We start from the raw sequence: 20019 nt of genomic DNA, 5'->3' as shown, positions 1-20019 counted from the left end.
CATGAAAACAACAAGGACACCCTCGGGTGTCCTTTTTTGCGTCTGGCAGGCCGGTTGCTGCCGAATCAATCCCGATGCGTCAATGCCGCCCGAACAGCATTGCCAGCCGCTCGACCGCCTCTTCGAGCTTTGGATACGCGGTCGCATATGACAGCCGGATGTAGTCCTTCGGCGCGTGCGTGCCGAAGTCCATGCCCGGCACCAGCACGACCCCGGCATCGTGCAGCATCGCCTTCGTGAGCGCCGCGCTGTCGCCGGCCGCCGGATGCGCGACGCCACGGCAGTCCGCGTACACGTAGAACGCACCGTCCGGCATCACCGGCACGGAGAAGCCGAGCGATTCGAGCGCCGGCGCGATGAAGTCGCGGCGTCGCTTGAATTCGAGGCGCCGCGCTTCGTAGATCGCGATCGTCTCCGGCTCGAAACAGGCGAGCGCCGCGTGCTGCGCGAGCGCCGACGCGCAGATGAACAGATTCTGCGCGAGCTTTTCGAACGCGCTGACCATCGCGGGCGGCACGACGAGCCAGCCGAGGCGCCAGCCGGTCATGTTGAAGTACTTCGAGAAGCTGTTGACGGTGACCACGTCGTCGCCGAACGACAGCGCCGACACCGGCTTGGCGTCGTAGCTGAGGCCTTGGTAGATCTCGTCGACGATCGTGAAGCCGCCGCGCGCGCGCACGGCCTTGACGATGCGCTCGAGTTCGGCCGGCTCGATCGACGTGCCGGTCGGATTCGACGGCGACGCGAGCAGCACGCCGCGGGTGCGCTCGCCCCACAGGCGTTCGACGTCGGCGGCGGTCAGCTGGAAGCGCTCGGCCGGCCCGCTCGGCACCATCACCGGCTTGCCTTCGGCGGCGATCACGAAATGGCGGTTGCACGGATAGCACGGGTCGGGCATCAATACTTCGTCGTCGCGATCGACGAGCGCCGCGCACGCCAGCAAGAGCGCGGCCGATGCGCCCGCGGTCACCACGATCCGCGCCGGATCGACGTCGATGCCGTAGAACTCGGCGTAATGCGCGGAAATCGCATCGCGCAGCGCGTGCACGCCGAGCGCGCTGGTGTACTGCGTGACGCCGCGGCGCAGCGCGCTCGCGGCCGCCTCGATGACCGGCTCGGGCGCCGTGAAATCCGGCTCGCCGATGCCCATGTGAATGATGTCGCGCCCCGCGCGTTCGAGCAGCACGGCCTCCTTGGCCAGTTCCATCACGTAGAAAGGCTGGATGGCATCGACGCGCGCGGCAAGCCGCACGAGAGGTTCGGTCACGGAGTTCATACGGTCAGTCCAGTTCAGAAGCAGGACGGCGCCTACCCATCAAATGATGCGTTCATCGATGCGCGCAGCGCCGTCCTTGCGGGCGATCGAGGTGCTTCGCCCTGTGCAGTGCGACGTGGCAGGGAGCCGATGCGCGGCATGGCCCCACCGGCGCCGCGCTCAGCTCTTGCGAGCCGCCTGCGTCTCGGTGGCGCGCAGTTGCGCCGAGAGCTTGTCGAGCACGCCGTTCACGTACTTGTAGCCGTCCGAGCCGCCGAACGTCTTGGTCAGCTCGACCGCTTCGTTGATGACCACGCGATACGGAATGTCGACGTGATTCTTCAGTTCGAACGCGGCGACCAGCAGCACCGCGCGTTCGACCGGCGACAGTTGATCGATCGGACGGTCGAGGCACGGCGCGATCGCGGCGGAAAGTGCTTCGGAATCGCGCATCACGCCATGCAGGATCGCGTCCAGGTGCTCGTGATCGGCCTTGTCGTAACCTTGCGCGCCGCGTAGTTGCGCGTCGATCTCATCGCCGGGCGAGCCCGACAGCAGCCACTGGTAAAGCCCCTGCGTGGCCAGTTCGCGGGAGCGTCGGCGTGCGCTCTTCATGCCTCTTCCTCGTCGTCTTCGTCTTCATCTTCGTCGTCATCGCCGCCGAGCTGCTCGAGCGCGACCGCGAGGTTCGCCATTTCGACAGCCACGCGCGCGGCGTCGCGACCCTTCTCGGTCATGCGCGCGACGGCTTGCTCGTCGTTCTCGGTGGTCAGCACCGCGTTCGCGACCGGAATGCCGAAGTCGAGGCCGATGCGCGTGATGCCCGCGCCGCTTTCGTTCGAAACCAGCTCGAAGTGGTAGGTCTCGCCGCGGATCACCGCGCCGAGCGCGATCAGCGCGTCGAATTGCGCGCTTTCCGCGAGCTTTTGCAGCGCGAGCGGGATTTCCAGCGCGCCCGGCACCGTGACGAGCAGCACGTCTTCGCCGGTCACGCCGAGGCGTTCGAGTTCTTCGATGCAGGAGTCGGCGAGGCCGTTGCAGACGGGTTCGTTAAAGCGCGCCTGGACGATGCCGATGCGCAGTCCGTCGCCGTCGAGATTCGGTTGGTATTGTCCGATTTCCATATGAATTCCGTAGTGTTTGAGTGGGCGCGAGGCGCGTGAGTGGCCGGATCAGAGTTGCGGGGCTTGCGTTTTGCTGCCGGGCATCGGAATGAAGCCCGTGACTTCGAGACCATAACCCGACATGCTGCCGAGCTTGCGTGGGTTCGACAGCACCTGCATCTTGCCGACGCCGAGTTCGCGCAGAATCTGCGCGCCGATGCCGTAGGTCTTGAAGTCGACCGGCCGGCGCTTCAGCGCGTCCGCTTTTTCCTTCGAGTCGAACGCCTTGAAGACGTCGATCAGATGGTCTTTCGAGTCGCCGCAGTTCAGCAGTACGACCACGCCGAGATCGCGTTCTGCGATTTCTTTGATGGCCGCGTCCAGCGTCCACGAATGGGTGGATTCGCCGACTTCGAGCAGATCCAGCACCGACAGCGGCTCGTGCACGCGCACCGGCGTGTCGCGATCGGGCATCGGCGTGCCGCGCACCAGCGCGATGTGCGGCTGGCCGCTCGGCTGATCGAGATACATGACCGCGCGGAACGCGCCGTGCGCGGTTTGCATCGTACGTTCGCAAACACGCTCGACGATCGACTCGGTGCGGCTGCGATAGTGAATCAGATCGGCGATCGTGCCGGTCTTCAGGCCGTGCTCCTTGCCGAACTCGAGCAGGTCCGGCAGACGCGCCATCGTGCCGTCGTCCTTGATCACTTCGCAGATCACCGCGGCAGGCGTGAGGCCCGCGAGCCTCGTGAAGTCGCAGCCGGCCTCGGTATGGCCGGCGCGCACCAGCACGCCGCCCGGCTGCGCCATGATCGGGAAGATATGGCCCGGCTGCACGATGTGCTCGGCCTTGGCGTCCGGCGCGACCGCGGCCGCGATCGTGCGGGCCCGGTCGGCCGCCGAGATGCCGGTCGTCACGCCTTCGGCCGCTTCGATGCTGACCGTGAACGCGGTGCCGTACTGCGTGCCGTTGCGGTAGGTCATCAGCGGCAGGTTCAGCTGCTGGCAGCGATCCTGGGTCAGCGTCAGGCAGATCAGGCCGCGGCCGTAGCGAGCCATGAAATTGATCGCTTCCGGAGTGACAAACTCGGCGGCGATCACGAGGTCGCCCTCGTTCTCGCGGTCTTCTTCGTCGACGAGGATCACCATCCGGCCGGCTTTCAGTTCGGCAATGATCTCTTGGGTGGAGGCGAGCGTCATGTTGGCGAGTTTTTCGGGAAAGCGCGTATTTTACGCCACGCGCGAGCCCAAGTCGCCTCCGCCAGACGACATAGGCCGTTTGGCCGACCGTGACGAGCCGGGCGGGGTTGCCATGCTCGTCGAAACGGTGGGCGAGCGCGCGACTGGCGTTGGCGGCAACGCGAAGTGTGCTCCGGCGCGGCCCGTTTTACGGATTGCGATAGTGCGGAACGGTACTTGCGGCGCAGCAGGCAGCTTCGTCTCACTACCACCTGGAGACCGGAATGTCGGGGACCGTCGGCTGTTGCATCAATGAAGGGCGTCACGCGCGCGCGCAAGGAGCGCGTCAATGAAGCGCGGCGCCACGAGCGGGGGCTCGTCGCAAGCGCCCGTGAGCGCGCTGCGCGCGAGCGCGTACCGCATTCCGACCGACGCGCCGGAGGCCGACGGCACGTTCGCGTGGGACGCGACCACGCTGGTCGTCGTCGAGGTCGACGCGGGCGGCGACACCGGCATCGGCTACACGTACAGCGATGCCTGCATCGTCGCGCTGATCCAGGGCGCGCTCGCCGCCTGCGTGCTGAATCACGACGGATTGGACGTCGGCGCGCATTGGCAACGGTTGCAACGCCAGGTGCGCAATCTCGGCCGCGCGGGACTGGCCGCGACAGCCATTTCGGCAATCGACTGCGCGCTGTGGGACCTGAAGGCGAAGCTGCTCGGCGTGCCGCTCGTCGGGCTGCTCGGCGCGTTGCGCCCGGCCGTGCCGGCTTACGGCAGCGGCGGCTTCACCACGTATACGAACCAGCGCTTGCAGCAGCAGTTCGCCGGCTGGGTCGCGCAGGACGGCTGCCGGTGGGTAAAGATGAAAATCGGCAGCGAGCCGGACAAGGACCCGGCGCGCGTCGCGGCGGCGCGCGCGGCGATCGGCGGCGCGGGCCTGTTCGTCGACGCGAACGGCGCGTTCACGCCGCAACGGGCGCTGTACTACGCGCAACGTTTCGCCGAGCACGAGGTGAGCTGGCTCGAGGAGCCCGTGTCTTCGGACGACGAAGCGGGCCTGCGCGGCGTACGCGAGCGCGTGCCGGCCGGCATGGAGATCGCCGCCGGCGAATACGGCTACACGCTCGACGACTTCCGCCACCTGCTCGCGGCGGGGGCCGTCGACGTGCTGCAGGCCGACGCGAGCCGTTGCGGCGGCATCACCGGCTTTCTGCAGGCCGCCGCGCTGTGCGACGCGTATCACGTGCCGCTGTCCGCGCATTGCGCACCGGCGTTGCATCTGCACGTCGCGTGCGCGGCGCCGCGCTTGCGCCATCAGGAGTGGTTCCATGACCACGCCCGGATCGAAGCCATGTTGTTCGACGGTGCGCCGCCGTTGCGCGACGGCCAGATGGAGCCCGATCTGTCGCGGCCCGGTTGCGGGCTCGAGTTCAAGCATGGTGACGCCGAGCGCTACCTCATCAAATAAAGCAGGCCACGACAAGGAAGCGATATCGATGGGCTCTTCACGCGTACCCGGATTGCTGTACACGGCGGCGGCGGTGACGGCCGTCGCGGCGTTGGCCGCGCGCGGCGCGGGAAGACCTGAGTCGCATCGCGAACGGCGTGAGAGCGGCCCGCAACACCACGAGCGTCGGGCATCCGTGGCGTTCCCGACGTGTGCCGCCCGCAGCCATCAGCGCGCGCCGGCGCGCGTGCACGCGAGCGAACCCACCGCCGAGGTGGAGGCACACGTCGAAGCGGCCCGCTCCTTCAACCACAGCTCCGCGCTGCTCGCGCTGTCGGTGCTCGCCGACAGCGCGATGGAGCACTACCGCGGCTCGTTCGACAACCCCGCGATGTTCACGCCACTCGTCAGCGCGAGTCTGTCGCTCGCCGCGGGCCTGCATGGTGGCGCGGATCGTCGCGGCCAGACGCATCGCGCGCGCCATGCGATCTATCTGGCCGCGGCGGCGACGGGCATCGCCGGCACGGGCTTCCATTTCTACAACGTGATGAAGCGGCCGGGCGGCTGGAGCTGGAACAACCTGTTTCACGCGGCACCGCTCGGCGCGCCGAGCGCGTTGCTGCTGTCAGGCGCGCTCGGTGCCGTCGCCGAACGCTTGCGCGACGAGCCCGCAGACGACCCGCAACTGCTCGGCATGCCGGCCGGTCAGGCGCTCGGTCTGCTGGTCGCGGCGGGTCTCGTCGGCACGGTGGGGGAGGCCGCGCTGCTGCATTTTCGTGGCGCGTTTCAGCATCGCGCGATGTACGCGCCGGTCAGCATTGCGCCCATCACCGCCGCGCTGCTCGCGCATGCCGCGCTGTCCGCTCCGCGCGAGCGCTGGTACACGCGGCTCTGGTTACGCGTCACGACCGTGCTCGGCTTTGTCGGCGCGGGTTTTCACGCGCGCGGGATCGCGCGTCGTCAGGGCGGCTGGCGCAACTGGAGCCAGAATCTGTTCGACGGGCCGCCGCTGCCCGCGCCGCCGAGCTTTTCCGCGCTGGCGCTCGCCGGGCTCGCCGCACTGCGTCTGCGGGAGACTGAAAAATGACCAACCGACCACGCTCGACCCGAGCCACCCGCTATCCCGGCTACGACGTGCTCGACAAACGCACGACGCCGTCGTGGGACGCGCACACCCGCGCGGTGATCGCCGAACGCCTCGCGACACCGCTCGAGCCGCGCTTTTTCAACGCGGTCGAATGGCTCGCGGTCACGTCGCTGTGCGCCCGCATCGTGCCGCAAGCGAATGCGCAACCGGTGGTGCCGCTTGCCGCCCTGCTCGACGCGAGGCTCGCCGGCAATGGCAACGACGGCTACCGCGACGCCCGTTTGCCGCCGATGCGCGACGCCTGGCGCATCGGGCTCGCCGCGCTCGATGCCGAGTGCCGCGAACGGGGCGGCCTGCCGTTCGCGAGCCTCGCGGCGGACACGCAGATCGCGCTGCTCGGCGAGATGCAGCGCGGCGAACTGACGAACCCCGCGTGGCGCGGCATGCCGTCGAAGCTGTTCTTCGGCGAGCGCGTGCTGCACGACATCTGCGGGCTCTACTACTCGCACCCGCACGCGTGGAGCGAGATCGGCTTCGGCGGCCCGGCGAATCCGCGCGGCTACGTGCGCATGTACCTGAACCGGCGCGATCCGTGGGAGGCGGTCGAAGCGACGCCCGACACCCATGAGCAGGCCGCGAAGGAGAACCGCCGTGTCCGATGACGCGCAGCAACGGCCGCGCGGCAAGGACGGCCGCGCACCCGACGTGTTCCAGCGCGGCGGCTGGGTGCCGATGCGCACGTACCCTGACGGCGAGGAGGTCGATTTCGCGATCGTCGGCACCGGCGCCGGCGGTGGCACGCTTGCGTGCCGACTTGCGGAAAAAGGCTTCAAGGTCGTCGCGTTCGATGCCGGCGCATGGTGGCGTCCGCTCGAAGAGTTCGCGTCTGACGAAGCGCATCAGGAAAAACTGTTCTGGACCGACGAGCGCATCTGCGACGGCGACAATCCGTTGAAGCTCGGCAACAACAACAGCGGCAAGGCGGTGGGCGGCAGCACGGTCCATTTCGCGATGGTGTCGCTGCGCTTTCGGCCCGAGTGGTTCAAGTCGCGCAGCGTGCTCGGCTATGGCGCCGACTGGCCGCTCGACTGGCGCGAGATGTGGCACTACTACGGCGAGGTCGAGGACGCGCTGAAAATCTCCGGACCGGTGAACTATCCGTGGGGGCCGAGGCGGCCGCGCTATCCGTATCGCGCGCATGAGCTGAACGCGGCGGCGCTGGTGCTCGCGCGCGGCGCCGAGGCGCTCGGCATCGGCTGGAGCCCGACGCCGCTCGCGACCCTCTCCGCGCCGCGCGGCCGCGCGCATCCGTGCGTGTACCGCGGCTTTTGCGTGTCCGGCTGCGCGACCAACGCGAAGCAAAGCGCGCTCGTCACGTGGATCCCGCGTGCGCTGCGAGCCGGCGCCGAGGTGCGCGATCTGGCGATGGTCGGCCGTGTCGTCACCAACGACGCGGGGCTTGCCACCGGCGTCGAATATCTGCGCGAAGGACGCTGGCGATTCCAGCGCGCGAAGCACGTGGTGGTGGCCGGCTACGCGATCGAAACGCCGCGCCTGTTGCTGATGTCGGCCAACAGCCGCTTTCCCGACGGACTTGCGAACAGTTCGGGACTCGTGGGCAAAAACCTGATGGCGCAGTCGAATCAGGGCGTCTACGGCACCTTCGATGAAGACATCCGCTGGTACAAGGGGCCGCCGTCGCTCGCGCTCACCGAGCACTGGAACTACGAAGACAAGGGCAAAGATTTTTTCGGCGGCTACTGCTACATGAGCCAGGGGCCGCTGCCGAACGGATGGGTCGCGGTGCAGAACGGCCGCGGCTTGTGGGGCGACGCGCTCGGCGCGGAGATGCTCAAGTACAACCACCAGGCGGGGCTGAAGATCGTCGGCGAGATGCTGCCGCAGCAGCGCAACCGCGTGACGCTTGCCGACGAGAAGGACCAGTACGGGCTGCCGATCGCGCGCGTCACCTATTCATGGTGCGACAACGACAAGCGGCTCATCGCGCATTCGCTCGACTTCATGGAGCAGGCGCTCGCGGCCGCCGGCGGCAAGGAGATCTGGCGCGAGACCGACGACACCTGCCACCTGAACGGCACCGCGCGCATGGGTGACGATCCGTCGACGAGCGTCGTCGACGCGGACTGCCGCAGTTGGGACATCCGCAACCTGTGGGTGTGCGACGGCTCGGTGTTTCCGACCGTGGGCGGCGTGAATCCGTCGCTGACGATTCAGGCGATCGCGTGTCGCACCGCCGAGCGCATCGCCGCGCTAGCCGCGCGCGGCGAGTTGTAGGGGCAGTCTTGCCCGCGCGCATGAACCGCAGTCCGAAACGACGGAGTACTCACTGCGCGATCTGGATGGTTACACAACATGCTCTCCATGCATCGAACATTGACTCACGTCATGTTTGAGGCGCAAGAACGGCCTCTTTTTCGATGCCCCACCTGCATGGTGCAATGCAAAATCCATAGAAAGGCCGGGCTTGCTGGCCTCACCATACCCTGCAGGTATGAAAAAGGACAGGAAAAGTATTGGACGGGCCAAACGGGCGAAGGGTATAAAAACATCCAATGAACTCACTTCCCGCCGCAGCCGCCATGACCCAAGCGACCATCGAACGTATCGAAACCCGCCTCGTCGATCTGCCGACGATCCGCCCTCACAAGCTGTCGGTCGCCACGATGTACGGGCAGACGCTGATGCTGGTCAAGGTCTACTGCAGCGACGGCATCGTCGGGATTGGCGAAGGCACCACGATCGCCGGCATGGCCTACGGCCCGGAAAGCCCCGAAGCAATGAAGCTCGCGATCGACGCCTACTTCGCCCCGGCGATGATTGGCAAGGACGCGACGCAGATCCAGGCGCTGATGGCGCACCTCGGCAAGCTGGTCAAGGTCAATCATTTCTCGAAGAGCGCGCTCGAAACCGCGCTGCTCGACGCGCAAGGCAAACGTCTCGGCGTGCCGGTGAGCGAACTGCTCGGCGGCCGTCGCCGTGAGCGCCTGCCGGTTGCGTGGACGCTCGCGTCGGGCGATACCGCGAAGGACATCGCCGAAGCCGAGCACATGCTCGACGTGCGCCGCCACAAGGTCTTCAAGCTGAAGATCGGCGCGAAGGAACTGAAGACCGACATCAAGCACGTCACCGAGATCAAGAAAGCGGTCGGCGAGCGCGCCGCGGTGCGCGTCGACGTGAACATGGCGTGGAGCGAGACCCAGGCCGCCTGGGCGATTCCGGCGCTGGCCGACGCGGGCTGCGATCTGGTCGAGCAGCCGGTCGCGACCGCCGCGGCGCTCGCGCGACTGATGCGCCGCTTCCCGGTCGCGCTGATGGCCGACGAAGTCTTGCAAGGCCCGGACAGCGCGTTCGAGATCGCGAAGAACGGCGGCGCCGATGTATTCGCGATCAAGATCGAGCAGAGCGGTGGTCTGTTCGCCGCGCAGCGCGTGGCCGCGATCGCAGATGCCGCCGGCATCGAGCTGTACGGCGGCACGATGCTCGAAGGCGCGTTCAGCACGGTGGCGTCGGCGCATCTGTTCGCGAGCTTCGCGAATCTGCAATGGGGCACCGAGCTGTTCGGGCCGTTGCTGATCACCGAAGAAATTCTGACCACGCCGCTCGACTACAGCGACTTCGAACTGACCGTGCCGAACGGCCCGGGTCTCGGCATCGAACTCGACGAGGCGAAGGTCGAACGATTCACGCGAGACGGGCTGATGAAGGTCACCCGCTAAACGGATTTAGATCAAGAGGATTCAACGATGCTTTTCCATGTGCGAATGGACGTGCACCTGCCGGTCGACATGCCGGCCGAAGTGGCGAACGAAATCAAGACCCGCGAGAAGGCTTACTCGCAGGAGCTCCAGCGTAGCGGCAAGTGGCGTCATATCTGGCGCCTCGTTGGCGAGTACGCGAATTACAGCATCTTCGATGTAGAGAGCAATGCCGAACTTCACGACATTCTGTCCGGCTTGCCTCTGTTCCCGTACATGAAGATTTCGGTGACGCCTCTGTGTCGTCACCCGTCGTCGATTCGGGACGGCGACATCTGAGCCCAGGGGCCAGGCGCTTTTGACGGCGAGCGCATCCAAAGCCATCTTTTCCCCCTATACCAACTGGAGACAGTCATCGTGAGCGTCAAAGTATTTGAAACCAAAGAAGTGCAGGATCTGCTGAAAGCCGCTTCCAACGTCGATGCCGGGAGTGGCAACGCGCGTTTCCAGCAGATCGTTTTCCGTCTGCTGGGTGACCTGTTCAAGGCAATCGATGACCTCGACATCACGCCCGACGAAGTCTGGGCCGGCGTCAACTATCTGAACAAGCTCGGTCAGGACGGCGAAGCGGCGCTGCTGGCGGCCGGCCTCGGTCTCGAGAAGTATCTCGACATCCGCATGGACGCCGAGGACAAGAAGATCGGTCTCGAAGGCGGCACGCCGCGTACGATCGAAGGCCCGCTGTACGTCGCCGGCGCGACGGTGCGCGAGGGCGTCTCGAAGATCGACATCAACCCGGACGAAGACGCGGGCCCGCTGGTGATCCGCGGCACGGTCAAGGATCTGGACGGCAAGCCGGTCGCCGGCGCGGTCGTCGAGTGCTGGCACGCGAACTCGAAGGGCTTCTACTCGCACTTCGATCCGACCGGCGCGCAGAGCGACTTCAACCTGCGCGGCGCGGTGAAGACCGGCGCCGACGGCAAGTACGAGGTCCGCACGCTGATGCCGGTAGGCTACGGCTGCCCGCCGCACGGCTCGACGCAGCAGCTGCTGAACGTGCTGGGCCGTCACGGCAACCGTCCGGCGCACGTGCACTTCTTCATCAGCAGCGACGGCCATCGCAAGCTGACCACGCAGTTCAACATCGAAGGCGATCCGCTGATCTGGGACGACTTCGCGTATGCAACGCGCGAAGAGCTGATTCCGCCGGTCGTCGAGAAAAGCGGTGGCGCGGCGCTGGGCCTGAAGGCCGATACGTACAAGGAGATCGAGTTCAACTTCACGATCACGCCGCTGGTCCAGGGTAAGGACAACCAGCTCGTCCATCGTCCGCGCGCTTCGGCCGAAGCGTAATCACACGAGGCGGCGCCGTGGCGACACGGCCGCTGCCTTTCGTTGCCAACGGCCGGTGGTCTTGCCTGCCGAATCCCTGAAGCGTCGTGCTGCCGTTGCTTGGCGTTCTGGGCGAGTCGTCGCAAGGGGCGCTCGCAAGGCTCGAGCAACAGCGAAGAACCGGTCGCGCCCGCGGGAGAAGACGGCGGTCGCGGGGAGTCCGCGTTGCTCGCGGCCGCCGCGACGCCTGCGCCGGAGTGAGCCGTATCGCCACTCGCGTGCGGTAGATTGAAAACGAAATTCGTTTCGACCGCCACAGGCTGATTGTCCATGCCCGTGAGCGCGCTGCACTGGGCACGCCGCGATGCCTGAAGGGCGAGGTTGTCGAACGCTGGATTGCCGGACGAGACTTCGACGACCGCGTCGCTGATCTGTCCACGTTCGTCGACCGATGCACGCACGATCGCATTGGGACGCGGCGCGTGCGCGACCGCAGCGCCGGAGCAGGTGCGGCTCTTTCATTGTGATTGTCAGCTTCGGATCGTGCACGCGCGCTGGGTCACGGCCCCGGATTCGCCTCGCTCAAACCGGCTTGCTGCGCGGATCGATCGCTGTCCCGATACGCACCGAGCATGCGCTCCTGGTATCGCGTAACGGTCTCGAGGGAAGTGGCCAGGTTACGTCGAGAATGGATCGCCATCGCGCGGCGCATTGAGCATCCGCTCCACATAGCGCGCAATTATGTGGAGTCTGGCTGGAAACGCTTGTCCCGCTTAGGCGGCGCCTCGAAAAGTCGTTCGTATACCGTCGAAAATACCGTCACTTGGCGATGAGTGCGCTGTGAGACATCAGTAGGCGATATGCGCAATGAGTTCAGAACGACGACGGGGACGCTGTGCCCTGTTATCCTCTCGTACCATCCGTTTCGGCGTGCAGGCCCGATGACCGTTATCGCGCCGCCCAAGGCGCCGCCGTGCCCGCCTTTCATTGGGTGTCGGTTCCGAACGTTACGCGTCAACGAAGCCGTCATAATCGATGGCAGTCGCGTCACAGAAGTGGCTTCGAGAATTCAGACAGTTCGTTGAGTGGAAAAGCTGGGGGGTGAGTCGGCCATAATGGCCGGCAACAAGGAACCAGAAGATGACGAAACGAAACCGACGGACCCACTCACCGGCGTTCAAGGCAAAGGTGGCCCTGGCGGCGCTCAAGGGCGACAAGACGCTGGCAGAACTGGCCCAGCAATTTGATGTCCATCCGAACCAGATCACGGACTGGAAGAAGCAACTGCAAGAGCGGGTTGCCGATGTGTTCGAAGTGGGGGGCGCGGCGCCGTCGGCGCCGCCAGTCGACGTGAAGGTGCTGCACGCGAAGATCGGGCAATTGACGTTGGAGAATGATTTTTTAGAAAGCGCGCTCAGCAAGGCGGGACTGCTGGGCGTAAAGCGATGATCGATCGTGATCACGCTCTACCGGTGACACAGCAGGCCCGGCTGGTAGGCATCAGCCGCTCGAGTGCCTATTACCAATCGCGTGGGGTCAGCGAAGCGGATCTGAAATTGATGCGCCGGATTGACGAGCTTCATCTCGAGCATCCATTTGCAGGGGCACGAATGCTGGCAAGGCTGCTGCGTCGCGAAGGCATCAAGGTCGGGCGCAGACACGTCAGCACCTTGATGAAGCGCATGGGCGTCGAGGCGTTGTATCGCAAGCCAAACACGAGCCGCAAGCATGCAGCCCACAGGATCTGGCCGTACCTGCTGCGCCATCGCAAGATCGAACGGGCCAATCAGGTCTGGGCGCTCGATACGAGCTATATCCCGATGGCGCGCGGCTTCGTATATCTGACGGCCGTAGTGGACTGGGCGAGCCGTCGGGTGCTAGCACACCGGGTGGCGATCACGCTGGAGAGCTGCCATGCCGTCGAGGCGCTGGAGGAAGCGTTTGCGAAATACGGCCTGCCTGAGATCGTCAACACGGATCAAGGCAGCCAGTTCACCGCAACCGAATTCACCGACGCGGTGCTCAGCCGGAACGTTCTTCTGTCCATGGATGGAAAGGGCGCCTGGCGTGACAACGTGTTCGTCGAACGGGTGTGGCGAAGCGTCAAATATGAAGAGGTCTATCTGAAAGCCTACGACTCGGTCAGCCACGCCCGCCGCTCAATCGGCAATTACCTGAACTGGTATAACCAGAACCGGCCTCATTCCAGGCTGGCCGATCAGACACCGGATGAAGCATACTTCGCCACGCTGCCAGCGATAAAATCGGCAGCTTGATTGCCTCAGCAATTCCACTTAAAAACTCGCTGATCCTGTCCGAACGAACGAGGCCACCTCTGTCGGTTGCGCAAGATTGTAACGCCCAAGAGTTTCGATTTGCGTGGTAACCACGCTGTGCCGCGCGACGCCAATCTGGATTTCAGATACTAGGTCGGATAATGTTTCGCATTTGGAAGCACCACTGTCGGAAGCTGGGGGCATCGACATATTAAGGGGGATGAATGGACCGTACGGCGAGACTGCTTGAGCGAGGCTACTTTCCTTCGCAACTGCCACCGTCGTTCACGACGGTAGACCTAGCGAACCACCACGCAATGCTTTATGCACAGTGGGTTGCGCTCCAGCCGGTACCCAAGAAAGGACCAAAGATCCCCCGATCGCCCAGCGGAAAAGCCGAATTGTTCAGCGTGGCGCGGGCCGGACATCAGCGTCGTGTAACGAGCATTACGAATCCCGTTGCCCAGACCTACCTCTCCACGCATGTGACTGAGCATTGGGGGGATCTGCTGAAGCACTATCGGCAGTCTCGCCTCTCCGCCAGTCGCCCCCGCTTCCTTCACGGTGCCGCTCGCGGAGCAAATATCCCATCGATGCAGTTTCTTTACAACCGTAAGGTGATGGAGTCGGCCGGTTATCGCTTTATGCTTCGCACTGATATATCGCGTTTTTTTCCTACAATCTATACCCATTCTGTTCCGTGGGCGCTTCATGGCAAAGCGGTTGCTAAGAGGAATCGTTCGGTTACACCGAAGTTTTTTGGTAATCTTCTCGACCTATCTTTGCGTCAGGCGCAGGATGAACAGACATTCGGGTTGCCTATTGGGCCTGACACGTCGCACGTTATCGCCGAAGCGATCGCGACGGCTGTTGACCTTGAACTAAAGAAAAGATTGAAGAGTTTCCCGGCAGGCTTTCGCTACGTCGACGACTACTTCATGTTTTTTGCTACCGCACGCGAGGCGGAAGCAGCGCTGGCCGCGCTCATTCGTGCGCTTAAGGAATATGAGTTGCAGGTCAACTTCGAGAAGACGAAGACTTGCACGGTGCTCGAGATCACCGATGACTTTTGGAGCCACCGGCTAAGAAATTTCTCAATCTCAAAGAACGGTACTCGACAAGCTTCGGACTTCAGTCATTTCTTCGAGCTGGCAAAGGAACTAGCCCGATTGAACGCAGACGAGAGCGTGATGATTTACGCTCTCAAGAAAGCGTCGTCGGTTATTGTACGTAAGCAGAATTGGGACCGATTCGAAGCACACGTCTGCCAGGTCGCAATGGGTTATCCCAATACCCTACAGACGGTAGCGCGACTCTTCTCGACTTACAAAAGTGTTGGATACAGCATCGGGAAAATTCGCTTGAGTCGCTTCATCAACGCGGTGATTGAAGATCATGCACCTTTAGGCCACCATAGTGAAGTTGCTTGGTGTCTTTGGATGGCAAAAGATCTGGATCTGACCGTTTCAGATGCCAACGTTGACGTGATCTCGGAGATGCATAGCTCCGTCTGTGCTTTGATCCTGTTGGATCTTCATAGCATGGGGAAGTTGGGAAGGACTCCGAAAACGGCATACTGGAAAGTACACGAGAAGTCGACCGCGCTCTACGATGACATGTGGCTTTTGTCGTATGAGGCAGGCGTCCGCGGATGGGGCGGATTTGCCAATGCGCACATTACGGCCGATCCACACTTTGAGCGCCTGCTCGCCTTGAATGTTCATTTTTATGACACAGGTGCGGTACTTCCGCCACTGTTCAAGCTCAAGCACGGCGCGCTTGTAGGCAAGCGGTTTTCAAATATCGTCGATCTGTTCGAACTTGAGGACGTCGAAGACTACTTGGATTACGAGGAAGGAGACGGTAGCTATGAAGGTGTTGTGTTCTCGTACGATGGTGACACGGAGCTCGATGAGCCAGAAGCTGAGGAAGAGTCAGATGAAGGTGATGATCCGAACGATATGGATCTGCCTTACTAGCGCGTTTCGAGATTTCAATACACACGTTTCCCTAATCGTGCCGTAACCGCAGCCTGAGTACGCTCGGTGCGTGCTATTTCGAGTTGGCAAGACCGTGGCACTTTGCGGTGCCCGACGAAGCTGGTGCTCTCGGCGCGCGGCAATGTCGAACGGCATGTCCAAACATCGAATATGACCCGGACTTTTGATCATGTTTGAAATCACCGCCGACGATATAGCCATACTAGACGACTCGCAGCTGCGAACCCTCGTCGGCTTGCTATGCGAAGCAGAACTGCGCAGTCGAGGATATTCGACTGCTGCCGTGACTTGGGGGGGCAATCAGAACGCAAAGGACGGTGGTCTTGATGTAAGAGTCAGCCTGGACAGTCGGGACTGGGAGGATGGGTTCATTCCTCGGTGTTGTACGGGCTTCCAGGTAAAGCGACAGGATATGCCGCCGCGAGCGATCGTGGCGGAGATGCGTCCAAACGGAAAACTCCGTCCTGCGATCCAGGAACTCGCTGAAAGCGATGGGGCATATATCATCGTCAGCTCACAAGGAACCACAAGCGATAGCGCCCTGACGAACCGCAAGAAAGCGATTGCGGAAGCGGCGAATGGACTGGCGGGTAAGCTTCATAGCGATTTTTACGACCGCACGCGATTGGCGACCTGGGTTCGCAACCATCCAGGGCTTGTCGTTTGGGTGCGAGGTGCAATAGGGCGCGCGATATCGGGCTGGGAGGCTTTCGGGCCGTGGGCATACCCCGCAGAAGGCACCGAGGCCGTCTACTTGGTTGACGACGGTGTACGTATTCGAGACCGGTCCACGGATAGCTCCAAAGAAATGTCTGCGCTGGACGGGCTGCATCGAATCCGCGAGATTTTGTGCAATGCGCCAAGCGTTGTGCGACTCGTCGGTCTTTCCGGCGTCGGGAAAACGAGGTTTGTGCAGGCGCTATTCGATGATCGTGTGGGTCAGGACGCTTTGGATCCCGCTCTTGCCGTGTACACAAACATGGGCAACGATCCCGATCCGCAGCCATTTAAGCTGGCGTCTGACCTTCTTGCCAATCGGGCTCGCGCGATATTGATCGTGGACAACTGTCCTTCGGACCTGCACTCGCGGTTGTCTGAACTCGTGAGGGCCCGGGGAGGTGGGCTGAGCATCCTGACTGTCGAGTATGACATCAAGGATGATGTGCCAGAAGGCACCGAGGTCTTCGAGATTCGCGTGGCTTCCGTCGAACTCATTGAAAAGATTTTGCAGACCCGCTTTCCGAAGCTCTCCGGAATAAATGTGAGAACGGCGGCGGAGTTTTCTTCAGGCAACGCCCGTATTGCTATCGCGTTGGCTAGCACGGTGAGTCGTGGTGGCACGCTCGCAAGGCTAACCGACGCGGAATTGTTCAACCGTCTCTTCGCTCAGCGTCAGGGGTACGACAGCTCGCTTCTGGAAATGGCGCAGGCATGTGCTCTCGTTTACTCGTTTAATGCAGAGGATCTTTCCCGCAACCCCGATGCTGAATTGCATCGACTATCCGGGCTTGTAGGTGCAAGCCCCGAACAGGCCCACCGTCTCATCGCTGAGCTACTTCGACGAGATCTTGCTCAACGAAGGGGGAAATGGCGGGCCATTCTCCCCCATGCGCTCGCGAACCATCTCGCAACGGTTGGGCTTCAAAACATACCTCTCAGCCGCATCGAAGAGGTGCTAACGCAAGGGGCACCTCAGCGGCTGACTATTTCATTTGCAAAGCGGCTTGGCTATCTGGAGCGCAGCGCCGAGGCGAGAGGCATCGTTGGCGCATGGCTGGGTCCTCGGGGATGGATTGGGCAGCACATCTGGAATCTCAATGAGTTCGGGAAATCCGTCTTTCGAAACTGCCTGCCAGCCGCGCCCGAGGCGTGCCTGGCGGCATTGGAAGCCAACTTGCCATCGATCGACGCTGGCTTGACCTTCGACGGGCCTGACTATGTTGCCCATACCCTACGCTCGCTAGCATGGCAGGCCGACCTCTTCGAGCGATGCGCCACGCTGCTTCAGTTCCTCGCCGTACATGGCAACCTCAGCATCGCAAGCGAGATTCACTCCTCGTTTTTTCAGATATACCTATCGGGCACGCACGCGTCGATTGAACAACGAGTGAAGGTGACGCGGAAGCTGCTGCGGTCTGAAAACGCGGTTGAGAAGAAGCTTGGATTCACTGCGCTCAAGAACTTATTGCGTTGCAGCTTCTTTACCTCACACTACGACTTCCAGTTCGGTTCGCACTCCCGTGACTACGGATATCTGCCGGAAACGGCACCGGAAATTCTGCACTGGTACAGGGAAGCCCTCGCGGTAGCTGAGGAACTTGCTCTTTCCGACAGCCCCGCCGCGCGCGAAGCTAGGGAAATCATAGCGGGAAGCTTTCGTGGCCTTTGGTCACACGTGGGTTTGCGGGATGAGCTGGAGGCGCTTTCAAGAAGGATCGCCGACAGGGAGTTCTGGAGTGACGGTTGGCACGCCGTCAAGCAAACCCGCTTCTACGACGAGAAGAACAAGGATTCGGAGAACTACTCGCGACTGAGCGCGTTGGAAAATGCGCTTCGTCCGCAAAGCCTTGTTGAGCGAATCCGGGCACAGGTGTTTGCCAACAGCGGCTACGACCTGGACGAAGTTGACGCGAACGACTCTCATAATCTTCAGCAGGCCATAGAGCGACAGCAAGCCGAAGTAATCGCACTTGCTGTCGCTGTCGCGGAAGACCCGACCGTACTTGATGAACTGATGCCCGACGTCGCTGGTGGCGGGCCAAATATCTGGTATTTCGGTATGGGACTGGCCCAAGTAGAGAAGAGCCCGAACGAGATATGGGACCGCATGGTCGCCGGGTTCGCGAATCTGCCCGAGGACCGACGCGATATGAGGGTGCTCAGCGGTTTTCTTCTTGAGCTAGCCAACAGGAAATCGCCGCTGCTTGGAGAGCTACTGGATGAAGCTGTTCAGAGCGACCTTCTTGCTTCGAATTTCCCCCGGTTGTTGCCATCGCTGATGAACGTACCAGGCGGTATCGCGCTGCTGCAAAGATCGCTTGAACTTGGAAAAGCGCCTATCGCCCGGTACGCGGACGTACATTTTGGGCGGGCGGTCGAAGTGATTCCGGCGACCGACATCGCCAACTTCATTGTTTCAGTGTCAAACGTGAAGGGAGGCGTGCGGATAGCTATACGAATGCTAGGTGATCAGTTCTTCAACGATATTCACGACAAGCGCCCCCACGCGGAGCCCATAGTCGAGGCCGGCCGAACCATACTGTCCACGTTTGACTTCGACGGCTTCGACGACGCGTCGGCGAACGATTACCATTTGAAGAATGTCATCGATGTTTGCGCGACCGGGATGGCGGGCTATTCCGTCGTGCATTCTTTCTGCACGAATATGCGGCGCGCGAGTCTGGCTTATACGTTCTGGGTCGATTGCGGCGAGGTGCTAAAGGTTCTCGCGAGGTTGCAGCCGCGAGCAACGTTGGACGCGTTGCTCACCGGAGATCAAACCGAAGTCGCGGCCGGAACTCGAATCGTTGAGCGCGCGAGCCTTCATCAAGGGAATCCGCTGTCCGAAATAGGCGACGACGTCTTGCTGACGTGGTGCTCAGAGGGTCCCGCCAACCGCTATTCATTGATGGCCGCTGTCGGTCCAGTGTTCGATGTGACAAGCGATCGCCAACCCCGAAGCTGGCGACCCGTTGCGATGAGGTTGGTTCATGACTGCCCCGACTCGCTGTCGGTCATGGTCGAGATCGTTGCACGATTGCGTCCCATGATGTGGAGCGGGTCGCGTTCGACGATACTTCGAGAAAACGTGACATTGCTAGGCCAGTTCGATAGCCGTGGGAATCCTTCGTTGTCTTCGTTTATCGAACTCAAAAGAGGTGAGTTAATCCGAGAAGCAATCGAGGATCAGGCTTGCGAAATGAAACGGGACAGGGAGCGCGACGAGACATTTGAGTAGCGCCAGCGCAACCCCGTAGTCGAGGCTAGGTATAAGAGGTTGGCCGCAGATCGTTCGGCGACGAGACCAGGGCGGCATTTGAAGCGTCAGGGAATGTGTGGGTCTGCGTTGCAGCGATCGTAGGCCCCCGGGGCGTGGCCATCGAGCGCGGGTCATGTCCGCAGAGACATGGATGGTCACGCCCGCGCGCGGCATTTACAAACTCACGATCACTGTCACTGGAGCCTATCCCTACGGCTATCCGTCGCTGCCGTCATGGTCTGAATTTGACGCGAATCGCACCTCCGGCAGGGGATCTGCTATTGATGCAGCAAGGAGGTCCGCCAATTCGCGATTATCTGGAAACCGTTGTGCGAGCGCTAGGGCCAGCTTTACACATACCGACCTGATGGTCGATGCGGTGACAGCCTCCTCGCTGTGCGGATCGACGTTGCCATAATCAACCGACCGGAAGACGTCTGGGACCATTTCGGCAAGTGTGCGGCACCGTTCTTCTGTTAATCGTTTTCCTTCGAACAGTGCCTTTGCAAGCCCGGCGGTTGTCAACGTACTTGTCGCGTCACCTCATGCGCACTGCTTTAGTTCTTCCGGTTGCATGCGCTCCGGATTGAGCCAGACTTCATCCTTCAATTTCCAGTTGCGCGTCGATCGGGACCAACG

General features: G+C 62.4%; 15 protein-coding genes and 1 pseudogene. 11 read left to right on the top strand and 5 right to left on the bottom strand.

Annotated features, from left to right (window positions below; all coding sequences use genetic code 11):
* Nucleotides 1–79: 79 nt before the first annotated feature.
* From F6X37_RS32340 to ribBA, 4 genes are all read right to left on the bottom strand, one after another.
* On the bottom strand, nt 80–1276 hold the full coding sequence (locus F6X37_RS32340; RefSeq protein WP_187614106.1) for a pyridoxal phosphate-dependent aminotransferase: 1197 nt from the start codon (nt 1274–1276) through the stop codon (nt 80–82).
* 159 nt (nt 1277–1435) lie between these two features.
* Nucleotides 1436–1870, bottom strand: coding sequence for a transcription antitermination factor NusB (gene nusB / locus F6X37_RS32335; RefSeq protein ID WP_187614105.1), 435 nt, complete (start codon nt 1868–1870; stop codon nt 1436–1438).
* The gene (ribH, locus tag F6X37_RS32330; RefSeq protein WP_013090228.1) at nt 1867–2379 is read right to left on the bottom strand and encodes a 6,7-dimethyl-8-ribityllumazine synthase; all 513 of its coding nucleotides are present in this window, start codon (nt 2377–2379) and stop codon (nt 1867–1869) included. Before ribH ends, nusB begins: the two co-directional genes overlap by 4 nt.
* A 48-nt stretch (nt 2380–2427) precedes the next feature.
* Complete coding sequence (gene ribBA, locus F6X37_RS32325; protein WP_184058094.1) at nt 2428–3561, bottom strand: bifunctional 3,4-dihydroxy-2-butanone-4-phosphate synthase/GTP cyclohydrolase II; 1134 nt, start codon at nt 3559–3561, stop codon at nt 2428–2430.
* 328 nt (nt 3562–3889) lie between these two features.
* Here ribBA and F6X37_RS32320 point away from each other — a divergent pair, with 328 nt between their 5' ends.
* From F6X37_RS32320 to catA, 7 genes are all read left to right on the top strand, one after another.
* Nucleotides 3890–5011, top strand: a complete 1122-nt coding sequence (locus tag F6X37_RS32320) for an enolase C-terminal domain-like protein (RefSeq protein WP_187614104.1) — start codon at nt 3890–3892, stop codon at nt 5009–5011.
* 28 nt (nt 5012–5039) lie between these two features.
* On the top strand, nt 5040–6077 hold the full coding sequence (locus F6X37_RS32315) for a hypothetical protein (RefSeq protein WP_187614103.1): 1038 nt from the start codon (nt 5040–5042) through the stop codon (nt 6075–6077).
* Nucleotides 6074–6739: a gluconate 2-dehydrogenase subunit 3 family protein gene (locus F6X37_RS32310; protein ID WP_187614102.1), complete on the top strand. Its 666-nt coding sequence runs from the start codon at nt 6074–6076 to the stop codon at nt 6737–6739. Before F6X37_RS32315 ends, F6X37_RS32310 begins: the two co-directional genes overlap by 4 nt.
* Nucleotides 6729–8372: a GMC family oxidoreductase gene (locus F6X37_RS32305; RefSeq protein ID WP_187614101.1), complete on the top strand. Its 1644-nt coding sequence runs from the start codon at nt 6729–6731 to the stop codon at nt 8370–8372. The genes F6X37_RS32310 and F6X37_RS32305 overlap by 11 nt, the downstream gene beginning before the upstream one ends.
* Before the next feature lie 305 nt (nt 8373–8677).
* Nucleotides 8678–9814 carry a muconate/chloromuconate family cycloisomerase gene (locus tag F6X37_RS32300; protein WP_187614100.1) on the top strand — a complete coding sequence of 379 codons (1137 nt, stop codon included), beginning with the start codon at nt 8678–8680 and terminating at the stop codon, nt 9812–9814.
* Nucleotides 9815–9841: 27 nt separating this feature from the next.
* On the top strand, nt 9842–10132 hold the full coding sequence (catC, locus tag F6X37_RS32295) for a muconolactone Delta-isomerase (RefSeq protein ID WP_090801477.1): 291 nt from the start codon (nt 9842–9844) through the stop codon (nt 10130–10132).
* 78 nt (nt 10133–10210) lie between these two features.
* Complete coding sequence (gene catA, locus F6X37_RS32290) at nt 10211–11146, top strand: catechol 1,2-dioxygenase (RefSeq protein WP_187614099.1); 936 nt, start codon at nt 10211–10213, stop codon at nt 11144–11146.
* Between the two features lie 323 nt (nt 11147–11469).
* Here catA and F6X37_RS38100 read toward each other — a convergent pair.
* A pseudogene (locus F6X37_RS38100) lies at nt 11470–11586 on the bottom strand (energy transducer TonB); the annotation flags it as partial.
* A 679-nt stretch (nt 11587–12265) separates the two neighbouring features.
* Here F6X37_RS38100 and F6X37_RS32285 point away from each other — a divergent pair.
* The 4 genes from F6X37_RS32285 (at nt 12266) to F6X37_RS32270 (ending at nt 19798) form a co-directional block, all read left to right on the top strand.
* Nucleotides 12266–13401 (top strand): IS3 family transposase gene (locus F6X37_RS32285; RefSeq protein ID WP_410451454.1). Its coding sequence is split into 2 segments (ribosomal slippage): nt 12266–12530 and nt 12530–13401, totalling 1137 coding nucleotides; the frame shifts between segments, so codons are not numbered across the junction.
* A 224-nt stretch (nt 13402–13625) separates the two neighbouring features.
* Nucleotides 13626–15380, top strand: a complete 1755-nt coding sequence (locus F6X37_RS32280) for an RNA-directed DNA polymerase (protein ID WP_187614097.1) — start codon at nt 13626–13628, stop codon at nt 15378–15380.
* Nucleotides 15381–15570: 190 nt separating this feature from the next.
* Entirely contained in the window at nt 15571–19359 is a 3789-nt protein-coding gene (locus F6X37_RS32275) for a hypothetical protein (protein ID WP_187614096.1), read from the top strand.
* A 154-nt stretch (nt 19360–19513) separates the two neighbouring features.
* Complete coding sequence (locus F6X37_RS32270; protein ID WP_187614095.1) at nt 19514–19798, top strand: hypothetical protein; 285 nt, start codon at nt 19514–19516, stop codon at nt 19796–19798.
* Nucleotides 19799–20019: the final 221 nt, after the last annotated feature.

Source organism: Paraburkholderia sp. 31.1 (assembly GCF_014397645.1).
Taxonomy (GTDB): Bacteria; Pseudomonadota; Gammaproteobacteria; order Burkholderiales; family Burkholderiaceae; genus Paraburkholderia; species Paraburkholderia tuberum.
The sequence above is the reverse complement of the archived record's forward strand: the minus strand, read 5'-3'. Positions and strand labels throughout refer to the sequence as shown.